Annotated in this window: 15 protein-coding genes; all 15 read right to left on the reverse strand. The window is 48.2% G+C overall.

The annotated features are described in order from the left end of the window. Positions 1-383: 383 nt before the first annotated feature. The 15 genes from spo0A to aroQ all read right to left on the reverse strand — a co-directional run bounded on the left by spo0A (position 384) and on the right by aroQ (position 14,190). Positions 384-1,097, reverse strand: coding sequence for a sporulation transcription factor Spo0A (gene spo0A / locus KNQ07_RS08475; RefSeq protein WP_081432739.1), 714 nt, complete (start codon positions 1,095-1,097; stop codon positions 384-386). Between the two features lie 3 nt (positions 1,098-1,100). After that, entirely contained in the window at positions 1,101-2,807 is a 1,707-nt protein-coding gene (gene recN, locus KNQ07_RS08480) for a DNA repair protein RecN (RefSeq protein WP_041261515.1), read from the reverse strand. 12 nt (positions 2,808-2,819) lie between these two features. Next, complete coding sequence (gene ahrC, locus KNQ07_RS08485) at positions 2,820-3,269, reverse strand: transcriptional regulator AhrC/ArgR (protein ID WP_012369814.1); 450 nt, start codon at positions 3,267-3,269, stop codon at positions 2,820-2,822. Positions 3,270-3,411: 142 nt separating this feature from the next. After that, positions 3,412-4,218 (reverse strand): TlyA family RNA methyltransferase, encoded by an 807-nt coding sequence (locus KNQ07_RS08490; RefSeq protein WP_012369813.1) that lies wholly within the window; start codon positions 4,216-4,218, stop codon positions 3,412-3,414. 6 nt (positions 4,219-4,224) lie between these two features. Continuing rightward, positions 4,225-6,111, reverse strand: a complete 1,887-nt coding sequence (gene dxs, locus KNQ07_RS08495) for a 1-deoxy-D-xylulose-5-phosphate synthase (RefSeq protein WP_012369812.1) — start codon at positions 6,109-6,111, stop codon at positions 4,225-4,227. Between the two features lie 120 nt (positions 6,112-6,231). Then, positions 6,232-7,101, reverse strand: coding sequence for a polyprenyl synthetase family protein (locus KNQ07_RS08500; RefSeq protein WP_012369811.1), 870 nt, complete (start codon positions 7,099-7,101; stop codon positions 6,232-6,234). After that, positions 7,098-7,319 carry an exodeoxyribonuclease VII small subunit gene (xseB, locus tag KNQ07_RS08505; RefSeq protein ID WP_012369810.1) on the reverse strand — a complete coding sequence of 74 codons (222 nt, stop codon included), beginning with the start codon at positions 7,317-7,319 and terminating at the stop codon, positions 7,098-7,100. Before xseB ends, KNQ07_RS08500 begins: the two co-directional genes overlap by 4 nt. Next, positions 7,297-8,640 carry an exodeoxyribonuclease VII large subunit gene (xseA, locus tag KNQ07_RS08510; RefSeq protein WP_012369809.1) on the reverse strand — a complete coding sequence of 448 codons (1,344 nt, stop codon included), beginning with the start codon at positions 8,638-8,640 and terminating at the stop codon, positions 7,297-7,299. The genes xseB and xseA overlap by 23 nt, the downstream gene beginning before the upstream one ends. After that, a complete protein-coding gene (gene folD / locus KNQ07_RS08515; protein ID WP_214766096.1) occupies positions 8,637-9,470 on the reverse strand; it encodes a bifunctional methylenetetrahydrofolate dehydrogenase/methenyltetrahydrofolate cyclohydrolase FolD in 834 nt (277 codons plus the stop codon). The genes xseA and folD overlap by 4 nt, the downstream gene beginning before the upstream one ends. Positions 9,471-9,537: 67 nt before the next feature. Then, positions 9,538-9,963: a transcription antitermination factor NusB gene (gene nusB / locus KNQ07_RS08520; RefSeq protein WP_114596348.1), complete on the reverse strand. Its 426-nt coding sequence runs from the start codon at positions 9,961-9,963 to the stop codon at positions 9,538-9,540. A gap of 119 nt (positions 9,964-10,082) precedes the next feature. Then, a complete protein-coding gene (gene accC / locus KNQ07_RS08525; protein ID WP_214766098.1) occupies positions 10,083-11,435 on the reverse strand; it encodes an acetyl-CoA carboxylase biotin carboxylase subunit in 1,353 nt (450 codons plus the stop codon). 14 nt (positions 11,436-11,449) lie between these two features. Then, positions 11,450-11,905 (reverse strand): acetyl-CoA carboxylase biotin carboxyl carrier protein, encoded by a 456-nt coding sequence (gene accB, locus KNQ07_RS08530; protein WP_012369805.1) that lies wholly within the window; start codon positions 11,903-11,905, stop codon positions 11,450-11,452. 179 nt (positions 11,906-12,084) lie between these two features. Further along, complete coding sequence (gene efp / locus KNQ07_RS08535) at positions 12,085-12,651, reverse strand: elongation factor P (RefSeq protein ID WP_012369804.1); 567 nt, start codon at positions 12,649-12,651, stop codon at positions 12,085-12,087. Between the two features lie 33 nt (positions 12,652-12,684). Beyond that, positions 12,685-13,749 carry a M24 family metallopeptidase gene (locus KNQ07_RS08540; protein WP_012369803.1) on the reverse strand — a complete coding sequence of 355 codons (1,065 nt, stop codon included), beginning with the start codon at positions 13,747-13,749 and terminating at the stop codon, positions 12,685-12,687. Between the two features lie 18 nt (positions 13,750-13,767). Further along, positions 13,768-14,190, reverse strand: coding sequence for a type II 3-dehydroquinate dehydratase (gene aroQ / locus KNQ07_RS08545; RefSeq protein ID WP_012369802.1), 423 nt, complete (start codon positions 14,188-14,190; stop codon positions 13,768-13,770). Positions 14,191-14,275: the final 85 nt, after the last annotated feature.

A 14,275-nucleotide genomic window follows, 5' to 3' on the forward strand; every position in this document is an offset into this window, starting at 1 on the left:
TTGGTCTTACTTTGGACGTTTAATTTACGTTACCCTTCACTTTTTCCTTGCTTCGAAATCATGAAGTCTCATATCTGTTTGAGATAAATCATCCGAAAAAGATATGAAATGCCTTGGTAAGAATTCTACCAAGAGAATGTCGTCCATCATTCTTGAGCCGTTTACAGGTGGCGACCTGAGATGAAATTCGTTGAACGGTTTTCCGGGAACCAATTCGACTCGACGTTCATCTGACGTCTTTCCAAATCATTTGGTACCTTTATTATAACAAACATTTCAGTTTGTGCAACATTTATTTAATGAATATTCAGTTTTTTATTTGTATTAAAAAAACCAGGCTTCTCCGGATTTTCTTCATCCGTCAAAACCTGATTACCGCTCTATTAAGATCCGTTCATATGGTTCGATACATAAGAGATGAACTCGGAATTTTTCGGACTTTTCTCCTGTTCAATTCGTCCGTTAAACAATGTATGTTCATTCATGCCTTCTTTCCAGGCCGACTTAATCGCATGGCGCATCGCCCGCTCGACACGCGAAGCAGTCGTTTGATGTTTTCTAGCAATCGTCGGGTATAGCTCTTTTGTAATCAGCCCCAATAAATCTTCCCGTTCCAGCACCAACAAGACCGCCTCTTTCAAGTACGTGAATCCTTTGATGTGCGGCGCAATTCCGATTTCCCGGAGCGTGGTGCCAACTTTCGTTTCGACCGGTTCTGCTTGGCTTGGCTGTACGCCGTTCACGACCAGACGAATTTTGTTGACGAGTTGATCTAAACTGAACGGTTTCAATAAAAAGTAGGCAGCGCCCAGTGAAACAGCCTGTTGCGATACTTCATCCTTCCCGAACGCACTTAACATGATGACAGCCGGACTGCTCTTTTGGTTCATCAAGGCCTCCAAGACACCCAGTCCATCGAGATGGGGCATGATGATATCCAATAACAGCACATCGGTCTCGACATGTCCTAATTTTTCGAGACAACTTTCTCCGTTATAGGCAACGCATACTACTTCCATGTCTTCTTGGGCAGATAGATGTTGCCGAATCAATTCGACCATTTCTCGGTTATCATCCGCAATCCCGACTCTAATCAATTGTTACACCCCATTTTTAAGCGATTCCTTCATGTTCATTGCCTGTTCCATCAGTTCTTCCGCATGACGCAACGTCAAATCCGTCATATGTGTGCCGGAAATCATCCGTCCCAGTTCATTTCCGCGCTCGGAGTCCGTCAGTACGTTGACCTGTGTCGTCGTCCGGTCCGTTTCTTCGATTTTACGGATATACAAGTGTTGATCCGCAATCGATGCAACTTGCGGCAAGTGGGTGATACACAAGACTTGACTGTCGATTGACAGACGATAAATCTTTTCTGCCATCGCTTGTGCGACACGTCCGGATACCCCTGTATCCACTTCATCAAAGATGATGGAAGCCACACCGACCGAACGTGAGAAAATCGATTTCAGTCCGAGCATGATCCGAGACAATTCGCCGCCGGAAGCGACTTTCCCGAGTGATTTAAACGGTTCTCCGGCGTTCGTCATAATGTAGAACTCGACGAAGTCGATTCCGTTTTTACGTAAAGTCGGCGCCTTTCCATCTTGGAGGAAGCGGATTTCAAAGCGGGCTTTTTCCATATACAACTGACGGAGTTCAAGGTGAATCGCTTCACCTAAATGATGCGCTGCTTTTCTCCGGGCCTGAGACAGTTCTCCGCCGATGTCGAACAGTTCCGTCTCCAACTGTTCCACTTCTGTTTTCAGTTTTTCAATCCGCTCATCGCGATTCGTCATCGTATCCAGTTCCACACCGATTTTTTTACCGTAAGCGATGACTTCTTCTATCGTTGCTCCGTATTTCCGTTTGAGTTGTTGGAATACAGATAAACGAAGCTCGATTTCGTCGAGCCGGTTCGAATCAAACTCCAAAGTTTCAAGTTGATCCCGGACCGCATAGCCGACTTCCTCAAGCGCATAAAATGCATTGGCCAATGTATCGCTTTGACCCGAAAATTCATCATCGATACTTGAAGCCTGTTGCAGTTCACGCATGGCGTCTCCGACGGAATCAATCCCGCGCCGTTCGTCATGTAACGCATCGTAAGCGGCGCTGAGAGAAGCATGAAGCTTTTCAAAGTTTGCCAACCGGTTTCGTTCGCTCAATAAATCTTCTTCCTCACCTGTTCGGAGTTTCGCACTGTCGATTTCTTCCGTTTGAAAAGACAACAAGTCAATACGTTGGGCTAACTCCTGTTCACTTTGCGCCAGTGCCTGCAAGGCATCCCGTTTTTCTTCATACTGCTGAAAACGTTCCTGATACCGTTCGAGAATCGGAGCAATCGTCGCATGTCCAAAGTCATCCAAAATCGTTTGATGATACGTACTTTCCATCAGATGTTGATGTTCATGCTGACCATGGAGATCGACAAGAGCCCGGCCGAATTCCCGTAAAATCGTCAAGGTGACTAATTTATGATTGACGCGACAGACACTTTTTCCGGAAGCAAACAAATCACGGCGTAAAATGATCATGCCGTCTTCCATGTCGATCCCGTACTCTTCTGCTAACGTATAGGCCATATGACCGTCTTCAATCATGAAGAGACCTTCTAATTCCGCCTTGTCCTCACCGTACCGGACAAATTCAGCAGAACCGCGACCACCGATCAGTAATCCAATCGCATCCAGCACAATCGATTTACCGGCTCCCGTTTCTCCGGTCAAGACCGTCATGCCTTTTTTGAAATCAATCTGTAGCTGGTCAATGATTGCAAATTGTTTTATCGATAGTTCAGCTAACATCATGTCAACTCCTTACAACATTCCTAAAATACGTTCGGTCACTTCCGTTGCTGCTTCTTCATTTCGTGTAATCATCAGGATCGTATCGTCACCACAGACTGTCCCGAGTAACTCCGGCCAGTTTAAATGATCGAGCAAGACACCTAATGCATTTGCGTTTCCGGGTAAGACATGCATGACAATCAAGTTTTGTGCGGAATCAATCGAGATGAAGCTATCTCCGAGCAATCGGCGTAACTTTCCGAGTGGATTGAACCGCTGATCGGCAGGCAAGCTGTATTTGTATCGGCCATCATTGAGCGGCACCTTCACGAGATGAAGTTCTTTAATATCTCGAGAGACGGTCGCCTGGGTTACTTTATAGCCTGCATTTCGAAGTTCCTCGACTAACTCATCTTGTGTTTCGATTTCTGACTGCGTAATGATTTCCCGAATCTTGATTAACCGTTGCCCCTTTGTCATCCTTGCACCTCACAGTTTTTCTTCACTGATACTATTGTAATCCAATAATTCGATAAAAGTCCATGCTTGCCCTATTCATTCCTGACAAATCAAAAACAGACTCCATCATCTTTGACGGAGCCTGTTTGGAAATCGATTAGACTTACAACGCGGCATGGGCCAGACGAACGGTTTCAAGCGGATCAACCGATTCTTCCATCCCCGGTGTCTCAAGCTTGGCGTGCAGGAGAAACTCGATATTTCCCTCACCGCCGGTAATCGGTGAAAAATCCAATTGTTGAACGTAAAATCCTTCCCGGACAAAGAAATCTACCATCTCTTTGAGTACCCGATCGTGAATCCGCTCATCTCGAACGATTCCCTTTTTACCGACATCATCACGCCCTGCTTCAAACTGTGGTTTGACAAGCGCAATGACATCCCCGCCCTCAGCTAAAATCGCCTTTAATGGCGGCAAAATCAATCTCAGTGAGATGAACGAGACATCGATGGTCGCAAAGCTCGGCTGAACAGGAAACATATCTGGCGTCGCATGACGGAAGTTGGTTTTTTCCATTGCCGTCACACGATCGTCCGACCGTAATTTCCAGTCCAGTTGATTGGAGCCGACATCCAGCGCATACATATGGGCAGCCCCGTTTTGTAAGGCACAATCCGTAAACCCGCCTGTCGAAGAACCGATATCAAGACCAGTCCGTCCGGATACATCGATATCGAATACCGCTAATGCTTTTTCCATCTTGTATCCACCGCGACCGACGTATGGCATGACTTGACCTTTGACCGTCAAATCGATGTCTGATTTTACTTTTTCACCGGCTTTCTCCAGCCGTTCCGTGCCACTGAATACAAGACCTGCCATAATGGTCCGTTTTGCTTTTTCACGTGTTTCACATAAACCGCGCTCGACGAGCAGAACGTCGAGGCGGATTTTTTTTACAGTTTCCATTAATCGTTACACACTCTGTTTCTTTCCTTGATTGACAAATGAGCGGACTTCTTCCGCAATTTGTCCAGGTAATAATCCGATCTCTTCTAACAATTCGTTGACACCGCCATGCTCGATATACCAATCCGGGATACCAAATCGTTTGACGCGCGGGAAAGCTTCCTGTTCATTGGCATGTTCGAGAACAGCTGAACCGAATCCGCCCTTGAGCACCGCTTCTTCAAGCGTTACGAGTGGAATACCTTCCGCGTATAATGCATTCAACATTTTTTCATCCAGTGGTTTGATCGTCCGGGCATTGATGACCCGTACCGATACATCCCCTTCTAGAAGTTCCGCAATTTTCAAGGCGTCCTGTACTTGGGGACCGAATGCCATGATGGCGACATCCGTTCCTTCGCGTTCGACGTCCCATGTATCAAGCGAAATTTCATGGAGTGTCTCATCCATCGGAACACCGATGCCTTCTCCGCGTGGGAAACGGACAGCAATCGGTCCTTCGTATTTAACAGCCGAATAGAGAAGGTGTTGCAGTTCATTCTCATCTTTCGCCATGACAATCCGGATATTCGGTACGTGACGCATGAAGGCGATATCAAAGACACCTTGGTGTGTTTCGCCGTCCGCACCGACGAGACCCGAACGGTCGATTGTGAACGTCACATCGAGGTTCTGGCGTGCGACGTCATGAACGAGTTGGTCGTATGCACGCTGGAAGAAGGTCGAATAAATCGAGACGACCGGCTTCATGCCTTGTGTTGCCTGACCGGCAGCAAATGTTACGGCATGTTGCTCCGCAATCCCGACATCAAACATCCGTTCCGGGAATTCTTTTTCAAAGCAGTCGAGTTTCGATCCGACACTCATCGCCGGTGTAATCAGAGTTAACTTATCATCCTCACGGGCCATCTTCGTCAACGTGTCTGCCACTGTGAACGAATAACTTGGTGCTTTTGATTTCCCTTTGATGACTTCGCCTGACTCGATCTTGTACGGTCCTAGACCGTGCCATGTGCCGATGCCGTCGTATTCAGCCGGACGGTAGCCTTTTCCTTTTTTCGTGATGACATGAAGCAGGACAGGCCCTTCTTCTTTCTTCACATAGTTCAGCTGTTCGATTAAGTCCGTTAAATCATGACCATCGACCGGTCCGTAATAATTAAAACCGAGTTCTTCAAAGAACATACCGGGAACGAGTGCTCCTTTGACCGCTTCTTTCAGCTTCTCGCCGCCTTTTTCAAGCTTTCCGCCGATTAACGGGATTTTTTTAATCAATGTTTCGAGCTCATCTTGCGCGTAACGGACTTTGCGCGAAGAACGGATTCTTCCTAACATCTGATGCATCGCCCCGACATTCGGTGCGATCGACATCTCGTTGTCGTTTAAGATGACGATGACGTTTTGTTGTTCCGCTCCGATATGGTTCAATGCTTCGAGTGCCATTCCGCCTGTCAACGCACCGTCCCCGATAATGGCGATCGCCCGGTCATCATTACCTTTTAGTTCATTCGACACAGCAATCCCCATCGCTGCCGAAAGTGAGGTCGAACTGTGGCCTGTTTCCCAGACGTCATGAACGCTCTCGTTGCGTTTCGGGAATCCGCATAACCCTTTGTGTTGACGCAGCGTATCAAACTGACCTGCCCGTCCTGTCAAAATTTTATGCACGTATGCTTGGTGTCCGACATCCCAGACGAATTTATCGTTCGGACTGTCAAATTCGCGGTGAAGCGCCAATGTCAGTTCGACGACACCTAGATTCGGTGCTAAATGTCCACCTGTCGTTGCTAATTCTTCAATCAAAAAGCGTCGGATGTCACCTGCGAACAGTTCTAATTCCGAGACTGACATACGCTTTAAAAATGACGGATCCTGTATCTCTGTCAACTTCATACCTTACCGCCTCTTTCCCTTGCATTCTTATATGGTTTGTACCCTACATTGTACTAGAACAATCTTGCGAACGCCACATTCCCGGCGCATAAAAAAAGACGGCTTACTACGCCGCCTCTCTTAATGGTCACGCTTGACGACGAAGTCGAGCAAATCCTTAAGCGGTGTCGCTTCGACGGAAAGAGCCTCGATTGCTTCATTCGCTGCCGTCACTTGGGCTGCAAGTGCCCTTTTCGCCCCGTCAAGACCCAACAGTTTCGGATAAGTTGCTTTGTCATTTCCTTCATCACTGCCAACCGGTTTCCCGATTTTGTCAGCATCTCCGGTCACATCCAGGATGTCGTCTTGAATTTGGAAAGCAATTCCGAGATGACGGCCGTACCGTTTCAACTGTTCGAGATCCTCATCTGCGACTCCGGCTAAAATGCCGCCTGCTTCGACTGCAAAAATCAACAAGGCTCCTGTTTTCCGGCGGTGAATCGATTCCAGTTCTTCCGCATCACTGATTCCTCCGCGCTCTCCAAGCATGTCATCCAGTTGACCGCCGACCATCCCGGCTGCACCCGCTGCTGCTGCGAGTCGCTCGAGTAATTTCACTTTAACTTCCGCTGCGGCCATCGTTTCGAGTAGACACGTAAAGGCATTCGTCAGTAACGCATCCCCTGCGAGAATGGCGGTCGCCTCATCGAATTCAATATGATTGGTCGGACGTCCGCGTCGCATATCATCATCGTCCATCGCCGGTAGATCATCATGAATCAAGGAATATGTATGAATCATCTCAAGCGCCGCCGCTGTTGCGTCACCCGTCTTACGATCGACGCCGTAAGCATCGAGGACAGCATAAATCAATGCCGGACGGACACGTTTCCCCCCTGCATCAAGGGAATACAGCATCGCTTCCCGCAGACGATCCGGTGCTTCGAGACGGTTCATGAAAGTTTCCAGTGCTTGCTCCACCTGCGTTTTCCACTCTGTTAAGACAATCATTGTGATCCTCCTTTTTCACGTAACGTGCCATCTTGTTCCAAGATTTGATCGAGCCGTTTTTCTGCCGTCGACAGCTTTCCTTGACAGAGTGCCGTCAATTTCACGCCTTCCTCGTACAAATTCATCGCTTGCTCAAGCGGTGCTTCACCTGCCTCCAGTAGTTCGACGATTTCTTCCAACCGCTCTAAAGCGGCTTCAAAGGATTGTTCTGTTTCCATCTTCTTCATCCTCTCGTTTCGCTAGGATACTCCCGTCATGAAACTGAACCCGGAAGGTCTGATCTGACAATTCTGTTACGGAACGGACGAGTCGGCCGTCCTGCTCGACGTAAGTATACCCACGCAACATGACTTGCGTCGGGCTGACCGAGTCAAGGCGGGCAATCATTTGATGCAACCGGTCCTGCTTCGTGCGGAGGACGGTATGGATCCGTTCCAGCTGTTTCCGTGTCCGGACCAACTGGCGTCCTTGTTCCGCCAAACGTTCCTGCATCGCGATTCGGGCAAACCGGTTCACCTGATCCGTCAAGGCTTGTTGCTTCGACTGCAACACCTGTTTTCCGATCCGGTTCAGTCCCATCTCTGCCCGGTCCAACCGTTCCTGTTTCAAACCTAACAAGACACGAGGAGACTTCAAGCCGTAACTCGTTGCCAGCCGCTGGACTTGATCCTTACGTTCGGTGATGTACTGGGCGTAATGGCGCGTCAATCTCCGATTCAGTTCATTGAGACGCTTCGCAAGTTCCGCTGCTTCCGGCGTCACGAGTTCTGCTGCGGCAGTCGGCGTCGCCGCCCGGACATCTGCAACAAAATCCGCAATCGTAAAGTCTGTTTCGTGACCGACTGCTGACACGATCGGAATCCGCGACTGATGAATCGCTGTTACGACCGGCATTTCGTTAAACGCCCACAATTCCTCAATTGATCCGCCACCGCGACCGATGATCATCACGTCACATGCCTGATGTTCGTTCATCCATTCAATGGCACGGACGATTTGGGGTGCGGCCTCTTTCCCTTGAACGAGAACCGGCGCAAAAACAATAGCGGCTTGCGGATAACGGCGACGTAACGTCGTCGCGATATCATGAAGGGCGGCTCCCTTCGGCGAGGTTACGATGCCGATTTTTTGCGGGAAAGCCGGTAATGGCAGTTTCTGTTCCGCTTCAAACCATCCGCGGGCCTCGACATCCTCTTTTAGCTGGACATAGGCTTCGTAAAGGGCTCCTACACCGTCTTCCATCATCCGTTCGACGTAAAGCTGCATCTCACCCGATGCGACATAAACCGAAATCCGAGCCGTAATGATGACACGGGCTCCGTCCCGGATGTCCGTCTTGACACGACTGGCATCCCGGGCGAACATGACAGCTTTCATCCGCGACTGTTCATCTTTCAACGTAAAATAAAGGTGACCGGAAGAGTGTCGTTTAAAGTTCGACACTTCTCCCACCACCTGGACTTGTTGGAGCAACGAGTCGTTCTCGAGTTCCCGTTTCACATATTGGACGAGTTCGGAAACCTGGAGAGGATTCGTCATTTCGCTGCCTCGATCGTATTGTGAAGCAACATCGTGATCGTCATCGGCCCGACCCCACCAGGAACTGGTGTAATCATCGAGGCGACTTCTTTCACTGCTTCAAATTCGACATCTCCGACTAATTTTCCGTCGACCCGGTTGACACCGACGTCGATGACGACGGCTTCCGGCTTGACCATATCGGCAGTAATCAATTTCGGCACACCGACAGCGACAATCAGAATGTCCGCCTGACGGGTCATCGCACCGAGATCTGCCGTCTTCGAGTGACAATATGTCACGGTCGCTGATTCATTTAAAAACAGCATTCCGACCGGCTTACCGACGATTTGGCTTCGACCGACGACAACGACATGACGACCGGCAATCGGAACATTCATTTCCTTGACGAGATGCAAAATACCATTTGGTGTACATGGCAAGAAAGTAGGTTCACCGATTATCATTTTCCCGACCGAGACCGGATGGAAACCATCGACATCTTTTTCTGGAGCGATGGCGAAGATGACCTTACTCTCATCAATATGTTTTGGCAAAGGTAATTGAACGAGAATACCGTGTACGCTGGCATCGGCATTCAGCCGTTCAATCAAGTGAAGCAATTCCGATTCTTTTGTCTCTTCCGGTAATCGGATCAAATCGGAATCCATCCCAATCTCCTGCGCCGCTTTTTCTTTACCACGGACATACGATTGACTGGCTGGATCTTCTCCGATTAAGATGACGGTCAGTTTCGGTTGAATACGTTCTTCTTTCAGACGTGCGACTTCTTCTTTCAGTTTCAAACGATACGATTGTGCGACTTGTTTCCCATCGATTACGACTGCCATGATTTTGTCCACTCCCCCAAAAATATTCGCTTCACTCTTTGCCTGATCAAACTTCTCTGTTTTTAAGTTAGTTGCTTTGCGGGTTTTCTTTCAAACCGTTTTGTTCCACTTCTTGCGCTACTTTTCCGAGCACACCGTTGACGATTTTTGTTGCTTCTTCATCGGCAAAAGCTTTCGTTAATTCGATTGCTTCATTGATGGTTACCCGGACTGGAATCTTCGCTTCAAACAACAGTTCATACACCGCAAGACGAAGAATCGTCCGTTCGATGTTTCCGAGACGCTCAAATGACCAGTTCACGAGCGCAGCACGCAGCTTTTGATCAATTTCCGGTTTGTTTGCTTCGACTCCTTCAACCAATCGTGTCACAAACGTATCATATTCTTTACCTTCTACTGCGAATTCAATGGCTTCTTGTGCAGACAGATCCGAGAGTTCCATTTGGAACAAAGACTGTACTGCCAGTTCGCGTGCCATATGTCTTTTCATCATGATTTTACGTGCTCCTTTTTTTATCGTTCTCAATCAATTAGTTTAGCACATTCTTTTTTCAAAAAACATAGAGAACGGCAAAAAGACGGGAGTTAAATACAATCGACTCCCGTCCACGATTACTTCACGATTTCTGCTTTTAGTTCACGTTCTGTAAATTTCGTCGTAAACGTTCCACGACGGAATACGGGATGTGCCAACACTTGTTGATGGAAAGGTATCGTTGTTTTGACACCTTCAATCCAAAACTCGGACAATGCCCGTTCCATCTTCGCACAGGCTTCTTCACGCGTTTCGGCATGAACGATCAGCTTAGCGACCATCGAGTCATAGTACGGAGGAATCATATACCCCGGATATACGGCACTATCAATCCGGACGCCCATTCCACCCGGTGCGACATATTGTGTGACGCGTCCGGCATGCGGACGGAAGTCATGATCAGGATCTTCGGCATTGATCCGGCATTCAATCGAATGACCACGGAATTCAATATCCTGCTGTTGAACAGCTAACGGGTGATCGAGTGCCACCTGGAGCTGTGCCTGAACAAGATCAAATCCTGTAATCATTTCCGTCACCGGATGTTCAACCTGGATTCGCGTATTCATTTCCATGAAGAAAAATTCTTCCGTTTCTTCCACAAAGATGAATTCGATCGTCCCGGCACCGGTGTAGTCAATCGCCTTCGCCGCTTTGACTGCCGCTTCGCCCATCTTCAGACGGGTTGCAGGGCTGACAGCAGGTGATGGTGCTTCCTCAATCAGCTTTTGCATCCGGCGTTGGACGGTACAATCCCGCTCCCCGAGATGGATCACATTTCCGTGACGATCGGCGAGTACTTGAACTTCGACATGACGAAATTCTTCGATGAAACGCTCGAGATACACTTCACTGTTTCCAAACGCCTGCTTTGCCTCACGGCGTGTTTCATCCAGGCCGGTTACAAGTTCTTCTTGTGAACGGGCGACACGGATGCCTCGTCCGCCTCCACCGGCAGTCGCTTTGATGATGACCGGATAGCCGATCTCATCCGCCAATTGTAAGGCTTCCTCGTCCGTGACCGTACCGGCAGAACCGGGTACGACAGGTACGCCGCAGGCAATCATCGTTTGTTTTGCGACATCCTTGATTCCCATCTGACGGATAGCAGCCGATGTCGGTCCGACGAATTTGATGCCACATGCTTCACACATCTCGGCAAAATCAACATTCTCAGCCAGGAAACCGTATCCCGGGTGAATCATCGTGACGTTCCGATTAGTCGCGACCGCCAGGATATTCGTGACATTCAAGTAAGAAGCAGTCGAACTGACATCTCCGATACAATATGCTTCATCTGCTAAACGGACGTGCAAGGCATCCCGGTCCGCTGTCGAATAAACGGCGACCGTCTGAATGCCAAGTTCTTTTGCAGCTCGAATGATCCGGACTGCAATCTCGCCCCGGTTCGCGATTAAAAGTTTTTCCATTGCCATCACCCCGCTCAAGGACGAATCCGGAAGAGAGGTTGTCCGAATTCAACAAGGTCTCCATCTGCGACGAGAATCTCGACGACTGTTCCGGCTACTTCCGAGTTCAGATTATTAAATAGTTTCATTGCTTCTAAGACACAGACGACTTGACCGACTTCGATCTTGTCGCCGACTTTGACGAACGAAGGTTTGTCCGGATTCGGACGCGAATAAAACGTCCCGACCATCAATGCATTGATCGTTACCGTGTCGGCTTCAACGCTCTGTTCTTCCGGAGCTGGTTCTGCTGTGACTGTCGCAGCTTGCGGCGCCGGCGTTGCCACGCGGGCCGGTGCTTCGTGTGAGACCACGATATTATCATTTTGTTTTTTTAATTTTAACTTATACGTATCGGTTTCAAGAGAAAGTTCATTGACACTCGATTGGTCCAACATTTCGAGTACTTGCTTCAACTGATCGATTTTCATTTTTCTTCATCCCCTATCTCAACATTCACCTTTATTATTATACTTTAATATTATACCAGGTGCTAATGCCTACTCAAATACTAATATTAACTGGTCATACCAAAGGACGCAAGTTAAGACAAAAGGAAAAAACGCCCATCCGTCCAAGTCGAGGAGGAATAGGCGTTTCGAAAACTTGATTATCCGTTGTAACGCCCTGTGAAATCACCAGTACGTGTATCAACTGTTACTTTTTCTCCTGCTTCGATGAAGAGTGGTACATGGATAATATGTCCCGTTTCAACCGTTGCATTTTTCTTAACGTTTGAAGCTGTATCGCCTTTGACGCCCGGCTCTGCTTCAACAATCGTCATAACGATCGTGTTCGGCAATTCGATTCCGAGAACTTCACCGTTGTAGATCGCGATTTGAACTTCCATGTTTTCTAGAAGGAACGGGAGTGCCGCTTCAACTTGAGCCGTTGTCAATTCAAGTTGTTCGTATGATTCTGTATCCATGAAGACATATGTTTCCCCCATCGGATAGAGATATTGCATTTTGTTGCGTTCGATGTGGGCACGCTCGACACGTTCACCACCACGGAATGTCATCTCTTGAATGTTTCCGTTACGGATGTTACGCATTTTCGTCCGGACGAATGCTGCCCCTTTACCCGGTTTAACGTGTTGGAATTCAAGAACCTGCCAAATCATTCCGTCTGATGTTTTAATTGTAAGTCCTGTTTTTAAATCGTTTACTGATACCATGAAAAGTTCCTCCTAAATGTTGATCTTGCCGTTTTACAGTGTGATGAGTTCTTTTGGTGAAGACGAAAGAATTTCACGCCCTGACTCGGTGATCAAGACGTCATCTTCAATCCGACATCCTCCGACTTGTGGTACGTAAATGCCCGGTTCAACCGTCACGATCATCCCAGGTTGCAGTTTCGTTTCAGAACGGAATGACAATCCTGGTCCTTCATGTACTTCCAACCCGATTCCATGCCCCGTCGAATGACCGAAATATTCCCCATATCCTGCATCCTTGATGATGTCACGCGTCAAAGCGTCTGCTTCAATTCCAGTGATTCCCGGACGTAACCCGTCAACGCCTGCGAGCTGCGCTTTGAGAACCGTATCGTAAATCGTTTGTAACTCCGGACTGATCGGTCCGACGGCCACAGTACGCGTGATATCCGAAACATATCCGTTCAACAATGCACCGAAATCAAGCGTCACAAGTTCACCTGACTGGATTACTTTCGAACTGGCGACACCGTGTGGCAACGCTGAACGATATCCAGACGCAACAATCGTATCGAATGACGACGACGTCGCACCGTGTTTACGCATGAAGAACTCGAGTTCGTTCGAGACTTCAAGCTCTGTCCGGCCAGCTTGAATATACGTCAAGATGTGGTGGAACGTCGCATCTGCTAAATCCACCGCTTCCTTAATCATCTTAATCTCTGACGAATCCTTAATCAAGCGTAGGTTTTCAACGATTCCAGTCGTCGGAACCAATTCCACGGAAGATGCTTGATCGAACGCTTCGAATGCGCCGAGTGTCATTGCATCTTTTTCAACGCCAACTGCACGCACACGGGCTCCAGCCATCAATTCGCCCATCGTTTCAGGGATCGACCGTTCAATTTGGACGATTTCCATTCCCTTCACTTGATCCGCCGCTTGTTCCGTGTAACGGAAATCCGTCACGAAATAAGCTTGTTCAGCCGTCACGAGACATGCACCGCTCGAACCGGTGAATCCAGAAATATATCGGATATTTTCTGCCTTCGTCACAAGAAGACCTGGTAAATCACGTTCTTTAAGAGCTGTTTGAAGTGCTTCAATACGATGTTTCATGTCTGTTTCCCCCTTTGATTATGTAGACGGTTGAATCAATGCTTCGATTGCGAGCAAGTAACCTGTCATCCCTAATCCGCTGATGACTCCTCGGCAAACCGGTGCAAGCATCGAATGATGCCGAAATGCTTCGCGTGCATGAACGTTTGATAAATGAACTTCAATCGTCGGTACATCGATTGCCGCGATCGCATCACGCAACGCAACACTCGTATGCGTGTAAGCCGCCGCATTGAAGACGATTCCGTCATATCCGCGCGCTCCGTGTAAATAGTCGATCAGTTCGCCTTCATGATTTGACTGGGCGAACTGAAAATCAACATCTTTAAAACGAGTCCTGACCAGACTTTCCAAATCCGATAATGTTTGCGTCCCATATGTATCCGGTTCCCGTGTCCCGAGCAAATTCAAGTTCGGTCCATTCAAGACTAAAATCTGCATTTCATCACCTCCAGATTGTCTCTATTATTGTATCATAAGTCGTTTTCCGCCTCCTAAATTTTCGACTGCTATTAACAGCTGAGCA

The sequence above is a fragment of the Exiguobacterium sp. s145 genome (assembly GCF_018618835.1).
GTDB classification, from domain to species: Bacteria; Bacillota; Bacilli; order Exiguobacteriales; family Exiguobacteriaceae; genus Exiguobacterium_A; species Exiguobacterium_A artemiae.

Excerpts from the sequence above, each read along its gene's own strand:
- KNQ07_RS08500 (WP_012369811.1), bottom strand. The coding sequence starts at position 7,101 with ATGATTGTCTTAACAGAGTGGAAAACGCAGGTGGAGCAAGCACTGGAA.
- recN (WP_041261515.1), bottom strand. The coding sequence starts at position 2,807 with ATGTTAGCTGAACTATCGATAAAACAATTTGCAATCATTGACCAGCTA.
- folD (WP_214766096.1), bottom strand. The coding sequence starts at position 9,470 with ATGGCAGTCGTAATCGATGGGAAACAAGTCGCACAATCGTATCGTTTG.
- KNQ07_RS08540 (WP_012369803.1), bottom strand. The coding sequence starts at position 13,749 with ATGAAACATCGTATTGAAGCACTTCAAACAGCTCTTAAAGAACGTGAT.
- accB (WP_012369805.1), bottom strand. The coding sequence starts at position 11,905 with ATGAAAATCGATCAGTTGAAGCAAGTACTCGAAATGTTGGACCAATCG.
- xseA (WP_012369809.1), bottom strand. The coding sequence starts at position 8,640 with ATGACGAATCCTCTCCAGGTTTCCGAACTCGTCCAATATGTGAAACGG.
- xseB (WP_012369810.1), bottom strand. The coding sequence starts at position 7,319 with ATGGAAACAGAACAATCCTTTGAAGCCGCTTTAGAGCGGTTGGAAGAA.
- ahrC (WP_012369814.1), bottom strand. The coding sequence starts at position 3,269 with ATGACAAAGGGGCAACGGTTAATCAAGATTCGGGAAATCATTACGCAG.
- aroQ (WP_012369802.1), bottom strand. The coding sequence starts at position 14,190 with ATGCAGATTTTAGTCTTGAATGGACCGAACTTGAATTTGCTCGGGACA.
- KNQ07_RS08490 (WP_012369813.1), bottom strand. The coding sequence starts at position 4,218 with ATGGAAACTGTAAAAAAAATCCGCCTCGACGTTCTGCTCGTCGAGCGC.
- dxs (WP_012369812.1), bottom strand. The coding sequence starts at position 6,111 with ATGAAGTTGACAGAGATACAGGATCCGTCATTTTTAAAGCGTATGTCA.
- accC (WP_214766098.1), bottom strand. The coding sequence starts at position 11,435 with ATGGAAAAACTTTTAATCGCGAACCGGGGCGAGATTGCAGTCCGGATC.
- efp (WP_012369804.1), bottom strand. The coding sequence starts at position 12,651 with ATGGTATCAGTAAACGATTTAAAAACAGGACTTACAATTAAAACATCA.
- nusB (WP_114596348.1), bottom strand. The coding sequence starts at position 9,963 with ATGATGAAAAGACATATGGCACGCGAACTGGCAGTACAGTCTTTGTTC.